Below are 18,306 nucleotides of genomic sequence, written 5' to 3' on the forward strand. Positions count from 1 at the left end.
ATCAAACTCTATATCATTGGTTAAAACTTGACTAACAAATTATAACTAGACTCAACTTAGTTTGAAACCTTATGGCAGAGCTATCAAATCATCTTTACAATATCTAACAAATTATAACTAGACTCAACTTAGTTTGAAACAAAGTTAGTGCAAAATCAGAAACATTATCTTTATAATGCTATAATATACTTTATGAAAGAAAAAATTAATAAAGAAAACTATTTTATCAGTAAGTTTACAGATTCAAGTTTCATTGGTGACGATGGAGCTGTTGTTGGACAACATGTTTATAGTATGGATGCTTTTTTTGAAGATGTTCATTTTAAAAGAGAATGGATGAGTTTGAAACAAATAGCAATAAAAGCAATGCTTGTAAATATAAGCGATGCCATTGCTATGAATGCAGTTCCTAAATATGCACTTTTAAGTGTAGCAATTCCTCCTTCTTTTAGTCTCAAAGATTTAGATGAGCTTGCAAACGGATTCAATAAAATTGCAAAAAAATACAATATCACAATTATTGGTGGTGATACTATTTCAAATCACAAACTAGATATCTCCATCACGATTATTTCAATAAGCACAAATCCAATATATCGTACAGGAACAAAAGAGGGTGACTTTATTTGCTATACTGGTAAATTGGGGAGTGTTAAAAAAGATTTAGATGCTTTATTATCAGGCGAAAAAATTCATAAAAAATCAAAATTTATAAAACCAAAACTTAATGCAGATTTTTTTTATGAAGCTTCATCTTATATAAATAGTGCGTTAGATATATCAGATGGTTTATTTTTTGAACTAGAACGAATATCAAAAGTAAATAATATAGGTTTTGATTTTTTTGATAAAATTAAAAAAGAAGTAGGATGTAGTGGTGAAGAATATGAGATACTATTTTCATTCGATCCTAAACATGCAGAAAAAATTATACAAATAGCAAAAAAACACAAAATAAAATTAAACATTTTTGCAAAAGCAATAAATGGAAACTATAAATGTGACTGTAAAAGTCATCATTTTGAGTAAGATTTATAATAAAAATAAAATAATAGATGAAAGAGAGATATATGACAAAACAACATTATTTAAGCCATAGTCAAATTGATGTTTACTTCAAACAAAGTAAAGATGATTTTGTAGTAACAGAAGTACCACTATATGAATTTAGTGGAGAGGGTGAACATCTTATTTTAAAAATAAGAAAAAAAGATTTAGCTACATGGGATGCTTTACAGATCATCTCTGAGGCTGTTGGCTGTAAAAATAGAGATATAGGATATGCTGGACTTAAAGATAAAAATGCAATGACAGTACAGTATATCTCTATACATAAAAGTTTTGAAGATAAAGTAGATGCTTTTTCTCATCCTCAAATAAAAATTTTAGAAAAAACATACCATAACAACAAAATAAAAATAGGGCACCTAAAAGGCAATAAGTTTTTTATTCGATTAAAAAGAGTGCAACCTATGCATAAAATGAAATTAGAATCAGCCTTACAAGAGATAGCAACAAATGGTATGCCTAATTATTTTGGATTTCAAAGATTTGGTTTAGATGGCGATAACTACAAAAAAGGGGAAGCGTTAATTGCTGGAACTTTAAAAGTAAGAGATAGAAAACTTAGAAAAATGTATATAAATGCCTATCAATCATTTTTGTTTAACTCTTGGTTATCAAAAAGAATTGAACTAGGTAAAATTGTAGATAGTTTTAAAGCAAGTGAGATAAGTGAAAAACTTGGACTATCTGTAGAAACAATTGAGCAACTTCAATCTCAAAAACACCCATTTAAAGTTTTAAAAGGAGATGTTTTTTCTCATTATCCTTATGGTAAACTATTTAATATAGAAGAGTTAGAGGAAGAATCAGAAAAGTTTTTTAACCATGACAGAGTTCCTACAGGATTGTTAAGTGGTAAAAAAACAAAGTTTGCCATTGATGATGCTTTAAAATTTGAGGAGAAATTTATAAAAGAAACAAAAGAGGATGGAGCTCGTAGATTTGCTTGGATTTTTCCTAGTGAAATAAGTAGTGAATATAAAGAGGAAAAAGCTTGGTTTGAATTGAACTTTGAACTTCCTAAAGGGTGTTACGCAACAGAATTGATTAGCGAACTTATCCACTAGCGTTTGAGTAGTAGAGTAAATAAAATTGAAATTTAACCTTTAATATTTCTTCTACTACTAAATTAATCATACTAAAATAGTCTTGTATTTGAACTATTTTAGTATGATTTTGACTTATTACTATAAATAATAAACTATAATTATCAAAGGAATTGCCTATGCAAAAAACGAGTATTGTTAAAAAAACCGCAGATATTTTGTTCTCTTATTGGACAACTATGTTTGCTTTTGTTCTTTTAGCAGGAGGAGCAGCTGTTGCTACATTTATTGAAAATGATTTTGGTACATCAACAGCAAGAGTTCTTGTCTACAATAATATCTGGTATGAAACAGTTTTAGTTTTATCAATTATTAATCTAATAGGTATAATTAACAGAAGAAAAATGTGGAAACAAAAAGCAAAATTTATTTTTCATGTATCTTTTGTTGTTATGCTTATCGGAGCTGGTATGACTCGATATATTGGATATGAAGGTATTATGCATATCAAAGAGGGACAAACACAAAGTGAAATGAGCTCATTAGAACCATTTATACAAGCTACTATTGTAACTAAAGAAGGAAAGCAATATAAAGCAGAATTTCAAAAAGAGTTTAGTGCAATAGGTAGTAATAGATTTGATTATAGTATAGAATTTGAAAATAAAGTATTAAATCTTTCTCTTGATAGTTTTCAATTTGCAAAAAAAGGTTCGGCAACTATGAATCTAATAGGGACAAAAGTTACATTAGGTGACCAATCACAAGTTACAAAGCTTGTAGGTCAAAGAGGTCAAACTTCACCTGTTGTAAGAGAACTCAAGTTTAAAGATGGTGTTACTGTATATTTAACTTATGGTTCAAAACCACTCTCTATCCCATTTGCAATTAGATTGAATGATTTTCAACTCGATAGGTATCCTGGAAGTATGTCACCATCATCTTTTGCAAGTGAAATTACACTCATTGATAAAGCCAATGATGTAGAGTTTGACTATAGAATTTTTATGAATTCAACACTTATTTATGGAGGATTTCAATTTTTTCAAAGCTCGTATGACCCTGATGAAACAGGTACAGTCCTTTCTGTAAATAATGATCCAGGGACCATACCTACATATATAGGATATTTTTTACTAGCATTGGGACTTCTTATGAATATGTTTGATAAAAAATCTCGTTTTGCAAAACTTATTAGGTATTCAAAAAACTTTAATTCTGCAATTCTTGTAACTGTTTTACTTTCTTTGGCAAGTGTAGGTGCAAATGCAGATACAAATAACAAACCAAATCCAACACTAACTTATCTTGATACTTATAAAAAAGAGTCACTTAAAACAGCAGATCTATTTGCTCATTTAGTGATGCAATCAAACACAGGAAGAATGAAACCAGTTGATAGTTTGACAAAAGATATTTTAAATAAACTTACTAGAAAAAATGAATTTCTAGGAATGAATCACAACCAAGTAGTTTTAGGAATGTTAAGTCGTCCTGATGTTTGGCAAAATATAAAGATGCTAAAAATTACAACTCCAAAGTTAAAAAAAGAGTTAGGTTTAGAAGAATCGGCAAAATATGTTGCATTTAGCGAGATGTTTACTGCCGAAGGTGAATATAGACTTAAAAATTTGATTAATAAAGTAAATAGTATCAATGCCAATGAAAGAGGAACATTTGAAAAAGATGTTATCAAACTTGATGAGCGACTTAATATTGCATATATGGTTTATTATGGGTATTTATTTCAAATTTTTCCAGAACCAGGTGACGGACAAAAAGAAGCAAAATCGACAAAATGGTTTAATCCTGTTGATGCTATGAATAAGTTCAAACCAGAAGATAGCAAAATTATTAAACTACTGGTTTCAGGGTTTATAGATAATCTTGTAACTGCTAAATATGAAGAATCAAATAAATTCATAGGTTTAATATCACAATATCAAGAAAAAGTGGGAAAAAATGTTATCCCATCTAAAAGTATTATAGATTCTGAAGTGTTATTTAATAAAGTGAATATATTTCCTAAAATCACTTTAGCTTATGTACTTGTAGGAATTATTATTTTCTTTGTTTCTTTTTTAACTGTATTTAATAAACACTGGTATTCTACAAAAGTAAATACTGCTTTTTTTATTATCTTAGCTTTATTATTTGCTTTACATACATTTGGAATGGGTCATAGATGGTATATAAGTGGGCATGCTCCTTGGAGTAATACTTATGAAACTTTAGTATATATAGCATGGTCTGCTATGTTTGCAGGACTTTTCTTTTTTAGAAAATCTCTTATGGCATTGAGTGCTACAGTTGTTATGGCTGGTATATTTATGTTTACAGCACATCTATCTGGAATAGATCCACAAATCACAAATCTTGTACCTGTTTTAAAATCATACTGGCTGACAATACATGTATCTATCATTACAGGTTCTTATGGTTTTTTAGCACTTGGTGCTATGCTTGGATTTATGTCTTTGATTTTATTTATTTTTAGAGATTCAAAGAAGCCACACATCGATGATACTATTAAACATATAACAGCTATAAATGAAGCTTCACTTATTATTGGTTTAGCTGCATTAGTTGTAGGAAATTTTCTTGGTGGTGTTTGGGCAAACGAATCTTGGGGACGATACTGGGGATGGGATCCAAAAGAAACATGGGCTTATGTTGCGATTGTTACCTATGCAATTGTTTTACATCTTAGAATGATACCAAAAGTAAATACTCCATATATTTTTGCAGTAGCATCTACATTGGCTTTTTCAACAATTCTGATGACATATTTCGGAGTAAATTTTTATCTTTCTGGAATGCATTCGTATGCAACAGGTGATCCTGTTCCAATCCCAACATGGGTTTATGTTTTAACTACATTGTTATTTGTAGTAATTGCAGTAGCAGCAAGAAAAAGAAACTTGTCGAAACTAAAACTTTAAGAGATTTTATATCTCTTATTGTTACTTTTTAATACTTTTCTCATTCCTTCTTTCATTCCTTAGAAAATCTTAGACACTATCTCAAAATATTTGTTATACTTAAATTTCATAATAAAATAATTTATAGGAAAAAAAATGAAACTAAGTCTTTCCAAAATAAATTTTCTAAATATAATTGCAATCATCATAGTTTTTTCAATAGTATTAAGTGCGTTTATTTATACCTTTACAGAAACATTATATCAACAAAAAGTTACAAAGCTTGAAAAAGATTATTACAATAATAATAAAGTGCTAGTAAAAAACGAGATAGAAAGGGCACTTCAAAGAATAGAAATAATAAAAAAAATAATTTATAAGAAAAATGAAGAACTCTTAAAAAGAAAAGTTGAATATATTCATAATATATTATCTTCAGATAATACACAAAATACTACTACACTTTTAAAAAAATATTCAAAAGAGATGGACTTACTCAATTGGAAAGATAATTCAGGGTATTTTTATATTTTCGATAAAAATGGTAAATTTTTATATTATGGTGGTAATAAAAGTTTTTCAAATAAAAATATTTTCGAATTAATCAAATCAAACGAAGAATTCTCAATCTTTATTAAAAAAGCACTATCAAGTGAAGAAAGTTTTGGTTCTTATAAATGGCAAAAACCAAATGAATTAACCAATCATCTTCACACAAAATATGTTTATGTAAAAAAAGATACAAAACACGATATATTTATAGCTATGGGTGTATATAAAAAAGAGATCCATAAAGAGATAGAAACTTTGGTCTTTAGTGAGTTTAAAAAAGATAAATTTGGTGAGGAAAAATACAGTTATTTTTGGATTTTAGGATTAGATAAGATTATGCGAACACATCCAAAACTTGAAGGAAAAAGTATAGATCATCTTAAAACTTTAGATGGAAAAGTGTTATTTGATGTTATTATGAACAAAGCTATGAATAACGGTGGTTATGTAGATTATAAATGGATTAATCCCTCTACAAAAAATGTAAGTGAAAAAATATCTTACTTACAGCCGATACCTGATATGGATTTAGTTATTGGGGCTGGATTTTATTTGGATGAACTGGATATTTTAATTGCAAATGAGAAAGCCAGTTTAAAAGCTATTACCGATAAATATTTGTTAAAAGTTTATATAGTGATTTTGATATTGATTTTATTAACTTTAGCGGTTGCTCGTTATCTTTCAATAAAAATTAAAAGTATTGAACATGACAGAGAAGAACAGATGCATCTTCTTGAACAGTATAGACATCTTTTAGATGAAAGTTCTGTAGTTGCTAGAACTGATAAAAATGGTATTATTACTTATGTAAACGAAAGTTTTGAAAAAGTTAGTGGTTATGACAGAGCTGAAATTATAGGAAATACGCATACTTTATTTCAACATCCAGATACACCAAAAAGTCAATTTCGTAGTTTATGGACAACTATAACTAACGGTGAGATATGGAAAGGTATTCTAAAAAATAGACGAAAAAATGGTGAAAGTTATTATGTGAGTTTAACTATCATACCTATTAAAAATAAAAAAGAAGAGGTGCTGCGATATATATCATCTTCTATTGATATTACAAAACATATAAAAAATAAAACAAAATTAAAAAATCTTTTTAAAACAGACTCTTTAACAGGTTTAGGAAATAGAATTAGTTTATTGAACTATATTACAAAAACTAAAAGTGATATTGTTTTATCTCTTATAAATATTGATAGATTCAAAGAGATAAATGATAGTTTCAATCATGAAATAGGTGATGATGTTATTAAAGAGTTTGGAAATAGATTATTTCAATATTTTAGTGAACAAAATTATTTCTTATTTAGAGTACAAGCAGATATTTTTGCTATTGTTAACAATAAGGAAACAGCAGCACATGTAAAAAATGATGTTGAACTCTTTATGAAAACAAAAGGTAAAGAAAAGTATGAGATAAAAGAACACAAATTTTTCATCACATATACTAGTGGAATAGCTTCAAATAAAGAAAATTTGTTTGCGTATGCAGATATTGCACTCAATGAAGCAAAAAATAAAAAAATAAAAATTTTAGAATATGATAGTTCATTGAAAAATATTGATCACTTTAAAAATAATATACAATGGGTAGATAGACTCCATTTAGCAATTAACAATGATAATGTAGTTCCTCATTTTCAGCCAATGTATAATTATAAAACAGGAAAAATTGATAAGTATGAAGCATTGATGAGAATAGAAGAGGGTGATACCATTATCTATCCAAATGACTTTTTAGATATTGCTAAAAAGACAAAACTTTACCCTGAATTGACCTATAAAATGATTAGAAAAGTTTTGGATAGATTTGAAAAAACTGATTTAGAGTTTTCTATTAATTTATGTATCGAAGATCTTATGAATAATGAATTGACAAATTTCTTATATGATTACGCAAATAAAAAAAATCTTTTTGAACAAATGGTTTTAGAAATTGTAGAATCAGAAGAGATGGAAGATAATAATTATATTGCAAGTGTTATTTCAAGATTTAAAGAAAAAGGGGTGAAAATAGCTATAGATGATTTTGGTACAGGTTATTCTAACTATGAGTACCTGATCTCTTTACAAGCTGATTATCTTAAAATTGATGGCTCTATTACAAAACTGATTGTAAGTGACAGTAGAACTTTAGATGTTGTGAAGTCTATAGTTGAATTTGCAAGAAAATCAGATATAAAAATTATTGCGGAGTTCGTGAGTGATGAAGAGATTGATAAAATACTACGAGAGATAGGGGTTGATTATGCTCAAGGTTTTTACTATGGAAAACCACAAGCAGAACTTCTTTAGGAGATAAAATATCTCCTGTTGTCTCTTTTAGTTATGTTTGGAATAGTATCTAAATAGTCAAGATAAGAGATAAGATATTTACGACTCATTGGAAACTGTTTCTTTAAATTTTGAACCTCTATATAGCCATCATCAGTAATAATACTTTTCATTTGAGATACTAAATTAGAGAGTACTAGTGTGTGTATAAAAAGATTATGTTGTATTCGAGTAACCAATTTTTTAGCTGTAAGTGCTTTTAGTATAGTATCTCCTAATTTTCTATCGATATCTAAGTCATCATAGATATTATATGGAGCAGTTGGAGTAAAACTTTCTTTTTCGAGTCTTTGTAAAATTAACTCCTCTAAATGATCTTTAATATCTTCTACTATATTTGCATTTTTATATAAGTTTCCATCTTTTTTTAATATATTTTCTTTTTCTAATTCATCCAAAACAAGTTGTATAAAGTTTGAACTAGCCCAACTTAAACGCAATGATATAGAAGTATTTGATAGAAGTGCATATTTGTTTTTAGTGTATATATTGAGTATACTTTTTTTTATGATATCCTTTGTTTGAATAGGATAAATAACAAGTGCTTGTTGATCTATAAAAACATCTTCTAACCCTTGTGCAAAGTCTAATGCTTCTTTATGACTTAATGCAAATCGTTGTGTTGAAGAAACTAATCCTAGACCTTTTTTATGAACTTGTAGGAGTATTTTGAAACCATTTTTAATATCACCCCTATTAAGCTCTTTTAAAAGTTGTAGTTTTTGAGACTTTTTCATTGGGTCAGTTATTGGGTTGAGTACTTTTGCACCAGCAATCGTTTCATTACCTTGTCTGATGATAATTTTTTCATTGTAAATTGCAAAAATATTTTCTGTTGATTTAATAGTTGCAAAACCTTGTTTCTGATTATTTTCATTCTCAAAGAGAAGAATCTTAGCTTCAATTTTTTTTGAACCTATATAGATTGAGTAGTTTGCATTGTGAATGAGTACTTTATCTTGTAGATTTGTGTATGAAATTTCAATTTGATTAAATCCTCTTAAAAATCCTTTTTTTGATATCACACAACCTCTATGAAGGGTTTTGTGATCAACCCCTTGTAAGTTTAGCGCTGTTCTATTTGAAATATTTGCATTTGGAACATCTATTCCATGTACTTGTATATTTTTTATTTTTGTTTCTTTTTTAGTATCACAAATAAAAACTTTTTCTTTTAAACTAATAGGTTGACCCAAAACAGTTCCTGTGACAACTGTTCCACTCCCTTTTGTAGAGAAAACTCTATCTACATAGTACCTAAAAAAATTCTCTTTTTCTTTATTGCTTGTTTCTAATAAAAACAATTTATTTCTCAAATTGGATATTGAAGATTCATCATGTATAGATACAGCTTCTTGTAAAACAATTTCAAAGTTATAGTTTTTTATAAAAGAGACTATCTCATTTGTATTTGTTTTGAGTTCCTCTTCTGTAACTAAATCTTTTTTACTGATGATAACAACAGCTTTTTTAAGCCCCAATAAATTCAATATCTCAAGATGTTCAATAGTTTGGGGCATGATTTTTTCTTTTGCACTTACAACTATCATAATTACATCAAATGAAAAAGCACCTGCAATCATATTTTTCACTAACTTTTCATGACCAGGTACATCAATAAAAGCGACATTTTTATCATCTTTTGACATATTTGAAAAAGATAAGTCTATAGTTATACCTCTTTGTTTTTCCTCATTTGTACTATCACCCTCATAACCATTTAACGCTTTTATAAGAGCTGTTTTACCATGGTCAATATGTCCGCAAGTTCCTATAATATAATTAGTCATTGATAATCTTTATGATGGTTTTTTCTAAAAGCGATAGTTCACACTCTTGAATACTTCTAAAATCTAAAATAAACTTGTCATTTTCAATTCTTCCAATAATATTATGTTTTCTAAAGAGTTTTTCTATTGTATTTGCTTTACAATTAGTAAATTTTATAGAAAGTGCTATAGTGGGTATTTTTTTATTTGGAGTTGTTCCTCCACCTATAACTGTAGATGTTTCTAGTATTTCAGATTGACAAATATCTTTTATACTATTTTGTAAAGTTTTGGCTCTTTGTTTTAAATCTACTAGAGGCGTAAAAAGCATTTTAAGAGTTGGAATGTCTTCATTATTACCTAGGAGTAATGATGTGACAGTATCCTCTAAAATTGCTAAAGTAATTTTATCAACTCTCAGCATCCGTAAGAGTTGATTTTTCTTTAACTCATCTATATATTTTTTCTTCCCTATTATGATTCCTGCTTGGATAGAACCCAAAAGTTTATCACCAGAAAAACTTATCAAACTAGGGTCACATTTCATAATATCTAAAACGCTTGGCTCATGTTGGTTAAGATTATATGGCAAATCAATCATATGACCACTACCCATATCATAATAATCTATTACATCATTTTCTTTTGCAGCCTTAACGATATCTTCATGACTAACTTCACTTGTAAAACCCTCAATAGAGTAGTTTGATTTATGCACTTTCATCAAAAGAGCTGTATTTTCGTTACAAGCATTTTTATAATCTTTTAGGTGAGTTTTATTTGTAGTACCTATCTCTTTTAAAATTGCTCCACTACTAGCCATCACATCAGGTACTCTAAAACTACCACCAATTTCCACTAACTCTCCACGACTTACTACAGCTTCTTTATTTTTTGCAAAAGTGTTTAATACCAAAAAAACTGCACTAGCATTGTTATTTACTATTAAAACATCTTCACAACCTATAAGTTCACAAATTACTTTGGAGATATGAGAGTATCTCTCGCCTCGTTTCCCTTTTTCTAGGTCATATTCAAGGTTGTTATATGAAGTTACTATATTTTTAACTTTGTCAAATGAAGTAGGGGAGATAAGACTTCGTCCAAGATTTGTATGTACAATGACACCTGTAGCATTTATCACTTTTTGTAATGATGGAGTAGTGATAGTATTGTATTGAGTTAATACATTCTTTATAAGCTTTTCTTCATCTATTGATGTCACTTTATTTTCCAAAATATCAACTCTTAATTTCTCTATGAATTGTTTTGCTATTTTAGTTATTAGTTTTACAGACATCTTGTTAAAGGCTTTGTTTTGGATAAACTTATCCACCTTCGGAATTGATTTTAGTAAAAGCATTTTTACCCTTTCAGTTTATATGAAGATTAATAGTGTAAAATTTTATCAATTCGTGGGGGGTATGTGATCCTGGTGGACACCACAGGTTTCAACCCTGATTGGAGGTTTTGCTGACAAGACCTCGGTAGGTTCGATTCCTACACCTTCTCGCCAAAATATAATTTTTGACCCTCACAAATTTTTAACAATCTTACTTTTAAATTTCTTGATTTTAGCGAATATAATGTGTTATTTTACTTAAAAGGTAAAATATTATTTACCTTTTAAATTATTGTACAATGATGGGAGCGATGTTTCGAGGAATAATTTCCCCAATAATTGAAGCATATCCAAAAGATAACTCTTCTATCTCTTTGAGATATTCTTTAGCATCATTTTTATCTATTGCGATAAGTAATCCACCTGATGTTTGCGCATCACACAAAATCTGTTTAATTGTAGGCGAAATAGATGTATCATAAGATACTTTATCTTCAAGATACGCCATATTTCTTTTACTACCACCTGGTACTACATTTTGTTCACACAGCTCTTTTACTTGTGGCATGATAGGTATATCTGCACTATTTAAAAGATATGTTATATCCTCTCTTGTAGACTCTAAAGTATGACCTAAAAGACCAAAACCAGTGATATCTGTACACGCATTAACTCTGTATTTTGATAGAAGTTGTGATGTTTTGTGATTTAAAGTTTCCATAATTTTTATAGACTCTTTTATCCCAGATTCATCTAACTTATCGTTTTTGATAGCAGTTGTTAATACACCTAATCCTATGGGTTTTGTTAGAATTAATATATCTCCTATTTTTCCACCATTGTTTTTAAGGATTTTATCTGGATGTATCATCCCTGTTACACTTAGTCCATAGTACATCTCTGGTGTTTGGATAGTGTGTCCACCCATCAAAACTCCACCACACTCTTTTATCTTTTCATTTCCACCACGCATGATTTCTGTTAAGACATCTTTTGGAAAATTTGTCGCATCGAAGCCCACTATATTCATAGCTGTTTTTACTTCTGCACCCATCGCAAATACATCTGAAAGTGAGTTTGCAGCAGCTATTTTTCCATATATAAATGGATCATCAACCACAGGAGTGATAAAATCAAGTGTCTGAACTAATGCTTCGTTTTCATTTATTTGAAATACTGCAGCGTCTTCACTGTTCTCAAATCCTACAAGTACATTTTTATCTGTTGGTGTTAAGTTGCAAATTGTTTGTTTGAGATCCTCCGGACCCATTTTTGCCGCTCAACCAGCTGCTTGTACGAATTTTGTTAGTTTGTACTGATTGTTCATTTATCTCCTTTCTTATTTGATAAAGGATTCTATCTAAAATATGATAAATAAAAAATATTTTTAAAAATGTAAATAATAGTTTACTTTTAATTAAACTAAATATAGCTAAATATATAAAATAGTAAAAAAAAATTTACCATTTTAAGATAAGTTTTACTAATAAAATATTATTATTTCATCATCAATGTTCAAGACCATAGGTTATGGTATAAGTGAAGTATATAAAAATTGCTTTACCTTTTTGTAAGGGGTTCCCTTAAGAACAAAATAAAGGTAAATATCATGAAAAGAAGATTATTCTTAAAAGGTGCAACACTGCTTGCAAGTTCTCTGGTTGTTACTCCAAACATATTATTTGGAAGTACAAATACAAATCGTTTTGGTATCACATCAAAACCTCGAATCTTTTCTGTTGAAAATAATTTCAATCTTGAATCAAATGACAAAGTTGCAAAACTATGGATACCACTTCCATTGGAAAGTGACTATCAACATGTGATGAAACTATCTTATGATGGTGATTTTACAGAAGCATATATCTCAAATGACAATCCTTATGGCACAAAAGTCTTATACGCAACATGGGCAAAAGGGACAAAATCACGAAAATTGAGTCTAAAATTTGACATCATTATGAGTGAGCGAAGTGTAAACTTAGCACTTGCAACAAATAGTACAAACTATCCAAAAGATGTTGCAAAATTTTTGGAAGGTACTACACATACACCTGTGTCAAAACTTATTGGAGATTTTGCAAAAGATATAACAAAAGATGCAAAAACTCAGCTTGAAAAAGCACAAGCTATTTTTGACTGGACAGTATCTCATATGTATAGAGATGAAGCTGTTATAGGGTGTGGTGTTGGTGATGCAACTGCAATTATTGAAGAGAAACTTTTTGGTGGAAAATGTACAGATGTAAGTTCTATATTTGTAGCACTTTTACGAAACTCTGGCATACCAGCTAGAGAAGTTTTTGGTATAAGAGCAGGTGCTTCAAAGATATCTAAATCGTGTGGAAAATCAGATGAAAAAGGTTTTGCTAAAATTACTGGTGGACAACACTGTAGAGCAGAGTTTTATATAGATGGAATAGGTTGGGTGCCTGCTGATCCTGCTGATGTTACAAAAGTAATGAAACAAGAAAAAAGAGATATCAATGATAAAAAAATCCAAGATTTGAAAAAATACTTCTTTGGAAATTGGGAGATGAACTGGGTTGCATTTAATTATGCTAGAGATTTTATTTTAAATCCTAAACCTACCCAATATCCTCTTAATATGTTAGGATATCCTTATGCTGAATTAGATGATGAAGTGGTAGATTATTATGATGCTTCAACATTTAAATACAGCTACACTTCTCAAGAAAGATTATGAAAAATATAAATTTATTTTTAACAGCTGTATTTACAGCTGTTCTTTCGACCTCTTGCTGTTTACCAGCTTTTTTATTTTTATTTTTTGGTATCTCAGTTGGCTCACTCTCTTTTTTACAAGAACTTGAATTTTTAAGAATCCCTCTTGCTCTTCTTTCACTAGTATTATTGGTTTTATATTTTATAAAAAGAAAAAAAATGATTTCGTGTGAATGTGAAAAAAAAGTGGATATTAAAACATATATCTTAGGTGTATCATTCCCTTTAATTATTGGAATGTTACTTTTTTATCCTGAATTTTCAGTCTATTTTGTGGAGTAACTTATGAAAAAATTAATACTATTAGGCTTGTGTTTTTCTTCACTTTTATCAAAAGAGATAAATATAAAAATACAAAAAATGCATTGTCCTTTGTGTACAACGATGATAAAAAAAGTGGTTCAAAAAGTAGATGGTGTTAAAAGTGTGAAAGTGCGATTGAACACGAAGATAGCCAAAGTTGATTTTGATGAATCAAAAACAAGTACAGAAGAGATCTTAAAAGCTATTAAGAGTACTTCTTATACAGGTATAATACTAGATAAAAAAGATTAAATTATCATCTCTCCAAGTGGTGTAGATCTAACTTTTTCTTTTGCAAAAGTTGCATTTGCTACTTGTCGTGGAGTTTCATTTTTATATTTTTCAACAACACTTTCTATTGTCTTTTTTTCTTTTTTTGAGAACAGAGATGGATCATATTCCTCTTCCATTTTTATGAAATTAAGTTCATTGAATTTTTCTTTTTCTAAGATTTCGATATCTAAAAAGTCTAATAATTCAGTGATAATATATAATCGCTCATCATCATCTTCTAAGTCAATATTATTTGCAATAATATTAAAAATATCCCCCATTATTTCTGGTTCTGGTGCTCTTTTACCTTTTATGAATGTTTCTCCAAATACTTTTTCTTCATAAGTTTGTAGATGGTTATATTCAATGATAAATAATAATGCACAAAGTTTTTTATCGTTTAGATTTATTACTTTACTGTCTAGCATAAAAAGTATAGCATTTGCTATTTTGGTGATGTCAAATTTCAAATTTTTTCCTTGTATTGTAATCTTAATTGGTATTATATCGTACTTAACGCTTCTTCGTTAAATCTATATGTTTTATGTTGGGTTTTTACTAAAATATCTTTACTTGCTAACTCTTTAAAAAGTTTGATTAGTGTTGGTTTTGAGATATTTACTTCATTCATAATGTCTGTGTATGAACCTTCATATATATTGTTGTTATCTAAGTTATTAATAATGAGTTTCACAATTTCAACTTGTTTACTATCTGTGATATGTGAAATTGTTTTGATTATATTTTCATTTCGTTTGAGCTCTTTTTTTTGTACTTGTGGTAAAAGTACATCGTGTAAATTATCAAGTAACTCTTTGATTTTGATAGGTTTTATAATATAGTTTTCAACTTTTAACTTAATAGCATCTAAGAGATATTTTGTATCTGTATGTGCTGTAGTAAGAATAGTTGGAATGTTAATATGGTGTTCATTTTGAATCAGTTTGAGAAAATCTATTCCATTTTCATCTTTGAGTAAAATATCTGAAATGATTATATCTATTTTATTGTTCAAAAGTACATTCAAAGCTTCTTTTGAAGTTTTTACGGAATAAATTGTATTGACAAAATCTTCTAAGATATCAGTTGTATGTCTTAATAGATCTTCATCATCTTCTAAATAAAGTATATTGAACTGATTTAATATATCCAGATTTTTAGTTTGCATCAATCTCCTTTATGTTATTGATTGGAATTTTTATAGTAAATAAACTACACTCAAAAGTTTCTTTTTTATTAATTTTATGTGGAAAATTCTTTTGAATAATAGAACCATCCATATGTTTTTCAACAATTTGTTTTGACATATAAAGTCCTATTCCTGTACCTGCACTTTTGTATTTTGTGGTGTAGTAGGGTTCAAAAATTTTAGGAGCGATTCCAAGAGGAATTCCACCACCATTATCGATAAAATTAATATGAATATAACCTTTATATTCTCTTACTATTACTTTTATGATTTTATCATTATTAGCCACATTTGTAGATAAAGCATCTTTTGAATTTGTTATAAGATTGAGAAATACATGTGAGAGTTCATTATAGAAATTGTGTGTTTTGATATCTTTACTATATTCGATTTTAAATTGGATATTCTCTTTTTCTAAAATATATTTTGATAATTCAAATGCGTGTTTAATACAATCAATGATATAAAATTCTTCTTTTGTTTTATCTGGTGAAAAAAAATTTTTGAAATCATCTAAGGTATTTGACATATTATGAGCTAGAAGCAGAGCATCTTCTGTTTTTTCTTCTATATATTTATCAGTTAGTTTTCCTAAAGAATTTTTCGTCTGAAAACTTTGCACAATCATAGAAATAGAACCTAAAGGTTGTCTCCATTGATGTGCGATGTTATTAAGCATCTCACCTAAAGAAGCAAATCGTGCTTGTTGGAACATAATAATATCTTTTTTTCTATTGTTTTTTACAACTTGAAGAATTCTTTTTTCAAGAGAACGGTTGAGTTCTTTCAGCTCTTTTGTTTTCTTTTGTACATTGAGTTCCAAATCATTGTGAAGTGCTTTAAAATTATTTATAAGCAGAATAGACAGAATAATTGAAAATAGAAAAACTAATATAATAGAGATAACAGAGATAATAATAATAATGTTAAAAACATTTTGAGTATCTCTTTTTTCATTTATTGCTAATGATAAATCATAGTTGATCAAACTAGTAATATAAATATTAATAGCATTTATCTCCAAATAGAGTTGTGAAAAATTTTCTTTATTTTGTGAGTGCTTTATATTTGTCAAAATATTATTGATAAGTGCCATTTTTTTATCAATATTTTGAATGATGTTTGTTTTGAGTATTTGATCTTTCCTATATCCAACATTTTTAGATAAAAACTTTTTGATAAAATCACTTACATAAAAAAGAGGTATCTCTTTATCTATTGTAACTTTTTTGTATTCGGTCCAATTCTCATAAATAAGTTGCTCCCCTAATATCAGTACCTCTTTAGACTCATTGAAAGTGATACTTTTATTCTCTATTTCAATTAAAGTGTCTTGGATATTGACTTTATAAGCATCTTTGATATCTTCTAGTTTTACAAATAGTGATGTTCTTTTTTCAAAAAGTTTATCAAAATCATATTTAATTGAAAAAGTAGAAATTAAAGACAATATCATAATTGTAAACATACCAGCACTTATAATAAAAATCAAAAATTTTGTTTTTAATTCAAAATTGAGGGTATCTAAATAATTTAATAATTTCTGTAGCTTCATTGAATGATCTCTTTAAATTCTTGATTATGATATTGGAATAGATATATTTTGTCCAAATATTTTTTTGGCAGTTTTTTAATATTTGCAACAAATTTTGCACGAGTAATCGGACCTTTTATATTTTGAATTGCTTTTACTAGTAGTTTAGCACTTAGATACGCTTCTAAAGAGATAAAACCAGTTTGTAGATTTTTATCATATTGTTTTAAAATATTTTGATACTCTTTTATTATTGGTAAATCACTATTTTGGTAGTTTGGTACAATTTGCGAAAAAATTATATTTCTACCTTCTCCATTTAGGTTCTTGATCATTTCGGTTGCATCTCCAAATGAGATATTTGAAAAAAGGGTATTATTGAAGTTTTTGTGTTGTTTTGCTTTTTTGATAAAAAGGGTATTTGCTTTATTTGCGCCTATCATTATAATTGCTTCAGGATTTGCATCTTTGATGGAGTTAAATGCATGTCTAATAGAAAGTGTATTTCTTTTATAGCTTCCTTCCCCAACAGGAGTTAGATTGTACTGTTTTAATATTTTTACTACAGAGACATAACCATCTTCACCATATTCATCATTTTGGTAAAATACTGCAATTTTAGTAAAACCTTTTTTTTCATAAAGGTATTTTATATGAGATTGTATCTCATCTTTATAAGAGTTTCTAAAGTTAACAATATGTGGGTTTGTACAATTTCGTAAAAAACTTGCTCCGCTAAATGTAGAGATAAGAGGAATATCTGTTTGGTTTACTATAGGTAATATATTTTTTACCGTTGGTGTTCCTACTAAACCATATAAAGTAAAAATTTTTTCATTTTTTAAGAGTTTTTTTGTGTTTAAAATGGTGAGTCTTGGTTCGTATTTATCATCATAGGTTATAAATTCAATTTTTTTATCTTCTAAAAGATTGTTCTGATTGACATAATTAAAGTAGGCATTTGCGCCATCTTTTACAGCCTTTCCATATTCTTTCATAGTTCCTGTTTCAGGTAGTGAACTACCAATAAATATAGTGTCTCCCTCAAACTTTTTTTCTTGAAAGATAAAAATGAGAATACAAAGAAAGATGATGATAAGTAGAATTAGCTTTTTCATAGGTAATTTTACCTAAATAAGCTATAGAATAAAATAAAATTTACTACTTAAGCGATAAGAAAGATTTATAATTATAAAATTGGTAAAATAAATTTTACCA

Annotated in this window: 14 protein-coding genes, 1 tRNA gene and 1 CRISPR repeat array (1 of these 16 only partly in view); of the genes, 8 read left to right on the plus strand and 7 right to left on the minus strand. The window is 28.2% G+C overall.

All coding sequences use genetic code 11. The features are described from left to right. A CRISPR array of direct repeats spans positions 1–140; the repeat unit is 37 nt; unit sequence CTAACAAATTATAACTAGACTCAACTTAGTTTGAAAC; it begins 1,351 nt to the left of the window's first position. Between the two features lie 64 nt (positions 141–204). From ACMCMH_RS10505 to ACMCMH_RS10520, 4 genes are all read left to right on the plus strand, one after another. After that, complete coding sequence (locus ACMCMH_RS10505; protein WP_412728022.1) at positions 205–1,029, plus strand: thiamine-phosphate kinase; 825 nt, start codon at positions 205–207, stop codon at positions 1,027–1,029. A gap of 41 nt (positions 1,030–1,070) precedes the next feature. Next, positions 1,071–2,132 (plus strand): tRNA pseudouridine(13) synthase TruD, encoded by a 1,062-nt coding sequence (gene truD / locus ACMCMH_RS10510; protein WP_412725337.1) that lies wholly within the window; start codon positions 1,071–1,073, stop codon positions 2,130–2,132. Positions 2,133–2,290: 158 nt separating this feature from the next. Continuing rightward, positions 2,291–5,053 carry a cytochrome c biogenesis protein CcsA gene (gene ccsA / locus ACMCMH_RS10515; RefSeq protein ID WP_412725339.1) on the plus strand — a complete coding sequence of 921 codons (2,763 nt, stop codon included), beginning with the start codon at positions 2,291–2,293 and terminating at the stop codon, positions 5,051–5,053. A gap of 135 nt (positions 5,054–5,188) precedes the next feature. Beyond that, positions 5,189–7,894 (plus strand): EAL domain-containing protein, encoded by a 2,706-nt coding sequence (locus ACMCMH_RS10520; protein ID WP_412725341.1) that lies wholly within the window; start codon positions 5,189–5,191, stop codon positions 7,892–7,894. Here ACMCMH_RS10520 and selB read toward each other — a convergent pair. Together selB and selA are read right to left on the minus strand one after the other, a co-directional pair. After that, positions 7,891–9,723, minus strand: a complete 1,833-nt coding sequence (gene selB, locus ACMCMH_RS10525) for a selenocysteine-specific translation elongation factor (protein ID WP_412725343.1) — start codon at positions 9,721–9,723, stop codon at positions 7,891–7,893. The genes ACMCMH_RS10520 and selB overlap by 4 nt on opposite strands. Then, positions 9,716–11,065, minus strand: coding sequence for an L-seryl-tRNA(Sec) selenium transferase (gene selA, locus ACMCMH_RS10530; protein WP_412725345.1), 1,350 nt, complete (start codon positions 11,063–11,065; stop codon positions 9,716–9,718). The genes selB and selA overlap by 8 nt, the downstream gene beginning before the upstream one ends. 54 nt (positions 11,066–11,119) lie before the next feature. Between selA and ACMCMH_RS10535 the strand changes: the two genes are divergently transcribed. After that, positions 11,120–11,218: transfer RNA gene (locus ACMCMH_RS10535), tRNA-Sec, on the plus strand. Positions 11,219–11,333: 115 nt separating this feature from the next. Here the strand turns inward: ACMCMH_RS10535 and selD are convergent. Further along, complete coding sequence (selD, locus tag ACMCMH_RS10540) at positions 11,334–12,371, minus strand: selenide, water dikinase SelD (protein ID WP_412725347.1); 1,038 nt, start codon at positions 12,369–12,371, stop codon at positions 11,334–11,336. Positions 12,372–12,653: 282 nt separating this feature from the next. On the opposite strand from selD, the gene ACMCMH_RS10545 reads away from it, so the two are divergent. The 3 genes from ACMCMH_RS10545 to ACMCMH_RS10555 are packed head-to-tail and all read left to right on the plus strand — an operon-like array spanning position 12,654 to position 14,344. Beyond that, a complete protein-coding gene (locus tag ACMCMH_RS10545; protein ID WP_412725349.1) occupies positions 12,654–13,751 on the plus strand; it encodes a transglutaminase-like domain-containing protein in 1,098 nt (365 codons plus the stop codon). Continuing rightward, complete coding sequence (locus tag ACMCMH_RS10550; RefSeq protein ID WP_412725351.1) at positions 13,748–14,071, plus strand: hypothetical protein; 324 nt, start codon at positions 13,748–13,750, stop codon at positions 14,069–14,071. The genes ACMCMH_RS10545 and ACMCMH_RS10550 overlap by 4 nt, the downstream gene beginning before the upstream one ends. A 3-nt stretch (positions 14,072–14,074) precedes the next feature. Next, positions 14,075–14,344 (plus strand): heavy-metal-associated domain-containing protein, encoded by a 270-nt coding sequence (locus ACMCMH_RS10555; protein WP_412725353.1) that lies wholly within the window; start codon positions 14,075–14,077, stop codon positions 14,342–14,344. Here the strand turns inward: ACMCMH_RS10555 and ACMCMH_RS10560 are convergent. From ACMCMH_RS10560 to ACMCMH_RS10575, 4 genes are read right to left on the minus strand one after another with little or no spacing between them, the layout of a single operon-like run. Next, the gene (locus ACMCMH_RS10560) at positions 14,341–14,835 is read right to left on the minus strand and encodes a type II toxin-antitoxin system antitoxin SocA domain-containing protein (RefSeq protein WP_412725355.1); all 495 of its coding nucleotides are present in this window, start codon (positions 14,833–14,835) and stop codon (positions 14,341–14,343) included. The genes ACMCMH_RS10555 and ACMCMH_RS10560 overlap by 4 nt on opposite strands. A 32-nt stretch (positions 14,836–14,867) precedes the next feature. Next, positions 14,868–15,533, minus strand: coding sequence for a response regulator (locus ACMCMH_RS10565; RefSeq protein WP_412725357.1), 666 nt, complete (start codon positions 15,531–15,533; stop codon positions 14,868–14,870). Beyond that, the gene (locus tag ACMCMH_RS10570) at positions 15,523–17,109 is read right to left on the minus strand and encodes a sensor histidine kinase (RefSeq protein ID WP_412725359.1); all 1,587 of its coding nucleotides are present in this window, start codon (positions 17,107–17,109) and stop codon (positions 15,523–15,525) included. The genes ACMCMH_RS10565 and ACMCMH_RS10570 overlap by 11 nt, the downstream gene beginning before the upstream one ends. Next, a complete protein-coding gene (locus ACMCMH_RS10575) occupies positions 17,106–18,206 on the minus strand; it encodes an ABC transporter substrate-binding protein (protein WP_412725361.1) in 1,101 nt (366 codons plus the stop codon). The genes ACMCMH_RS10570 and ACMCMH_RS10575 overlap by 4 nt, the downstream gene beginning before the upstream one ends. Between the last annotated feature and the right edge of the window lie 100 nt (positions 18,207–18,306).

This window comes from Arcobacter sp. 15-2 (genome assembly GCF_047159865.1).
GTDB lineage: Bacteria > Campylobacterota > Campylobacteria > Campylobacterales > Arcobacteraceae > JAIOSF01.

Bases quoted from the DNA above. Each gene is read 5' to 3' on its own strand.
- ACMCMH_RS10550 (WP_412725351.1), top strand. From the start codon at position 13,748: ATGAAAAATATAAATTTATTTTTAACAGCTGTATTTACAGCTGTTCTT.
- selB (WP_412725343.1), bottom strand. From the start codon at position 9,723: ATGACTAATTATATTATAGGAACTTGCGGACATATTGACCATGGTAAA.
- ACMCMH_RS10570 (WP_412725359.1), bottom strand. From the start codon at position 17,109: ATGAAGCTACAGAAATTATTAAATTATTTAGATACCCTCAATTTTGAA.
- ACMCMH_RS10545 (WP_412725349.1), top strand. From the start codon at position 12,654: ATGAAAAGAAGATTATTCTTAAAAGGTGCAACACTGCTTGCAAGTTCT.
- ACMCMH_RS10575 (WP_412725361.1), bottom strand. From the start codon at position 18,206: ATGAAAAAGCTAATTCTACTTATCATCATCTTTCTTTGTATTCTCATT.
- ccsA (WP_412725339.1), top strand. From the start codon at position 2,291: ATGCAAAAAACGAGTATTGTTAAAAAAACCGCAGATATTTTGTTCTCT.
- ACMCMH_RS10565 (WP_412725357.1), bottom strand. From the start codon at position 15,533: ATGCAAACTAAAAATCTGGATATATTAAATCAGTTCAATATACTTTAT.
- selA (WP_412725345.1), bottom strand. From the start codon at position 11,065: ATGCTTTTACTAAAATCAATTCCGAAGGTGGATAAGTTTATCCAAAAC.
- ACMCMH_RS10520 (WP_412725341.1), top strand. From the start codon at position 5,189: ATGAAACTAAGTCTTTCCAAAATAAATTTTCTAAATATAATTGCAATC.
- ACMCMH_RS10555 (WP_412725353.1), top strand. From the start codon at position 14,075: ATGAAAAAATTAATACTATTAGGCTTGTGTTTTTCTTCACTTTTATCA.
- truD (WP_412725337.1), top strand. From the start codon at position 1,071: ATGACAAAACAACATTATTTAAGCCATAGTCAAATTGATGTTTACTTC.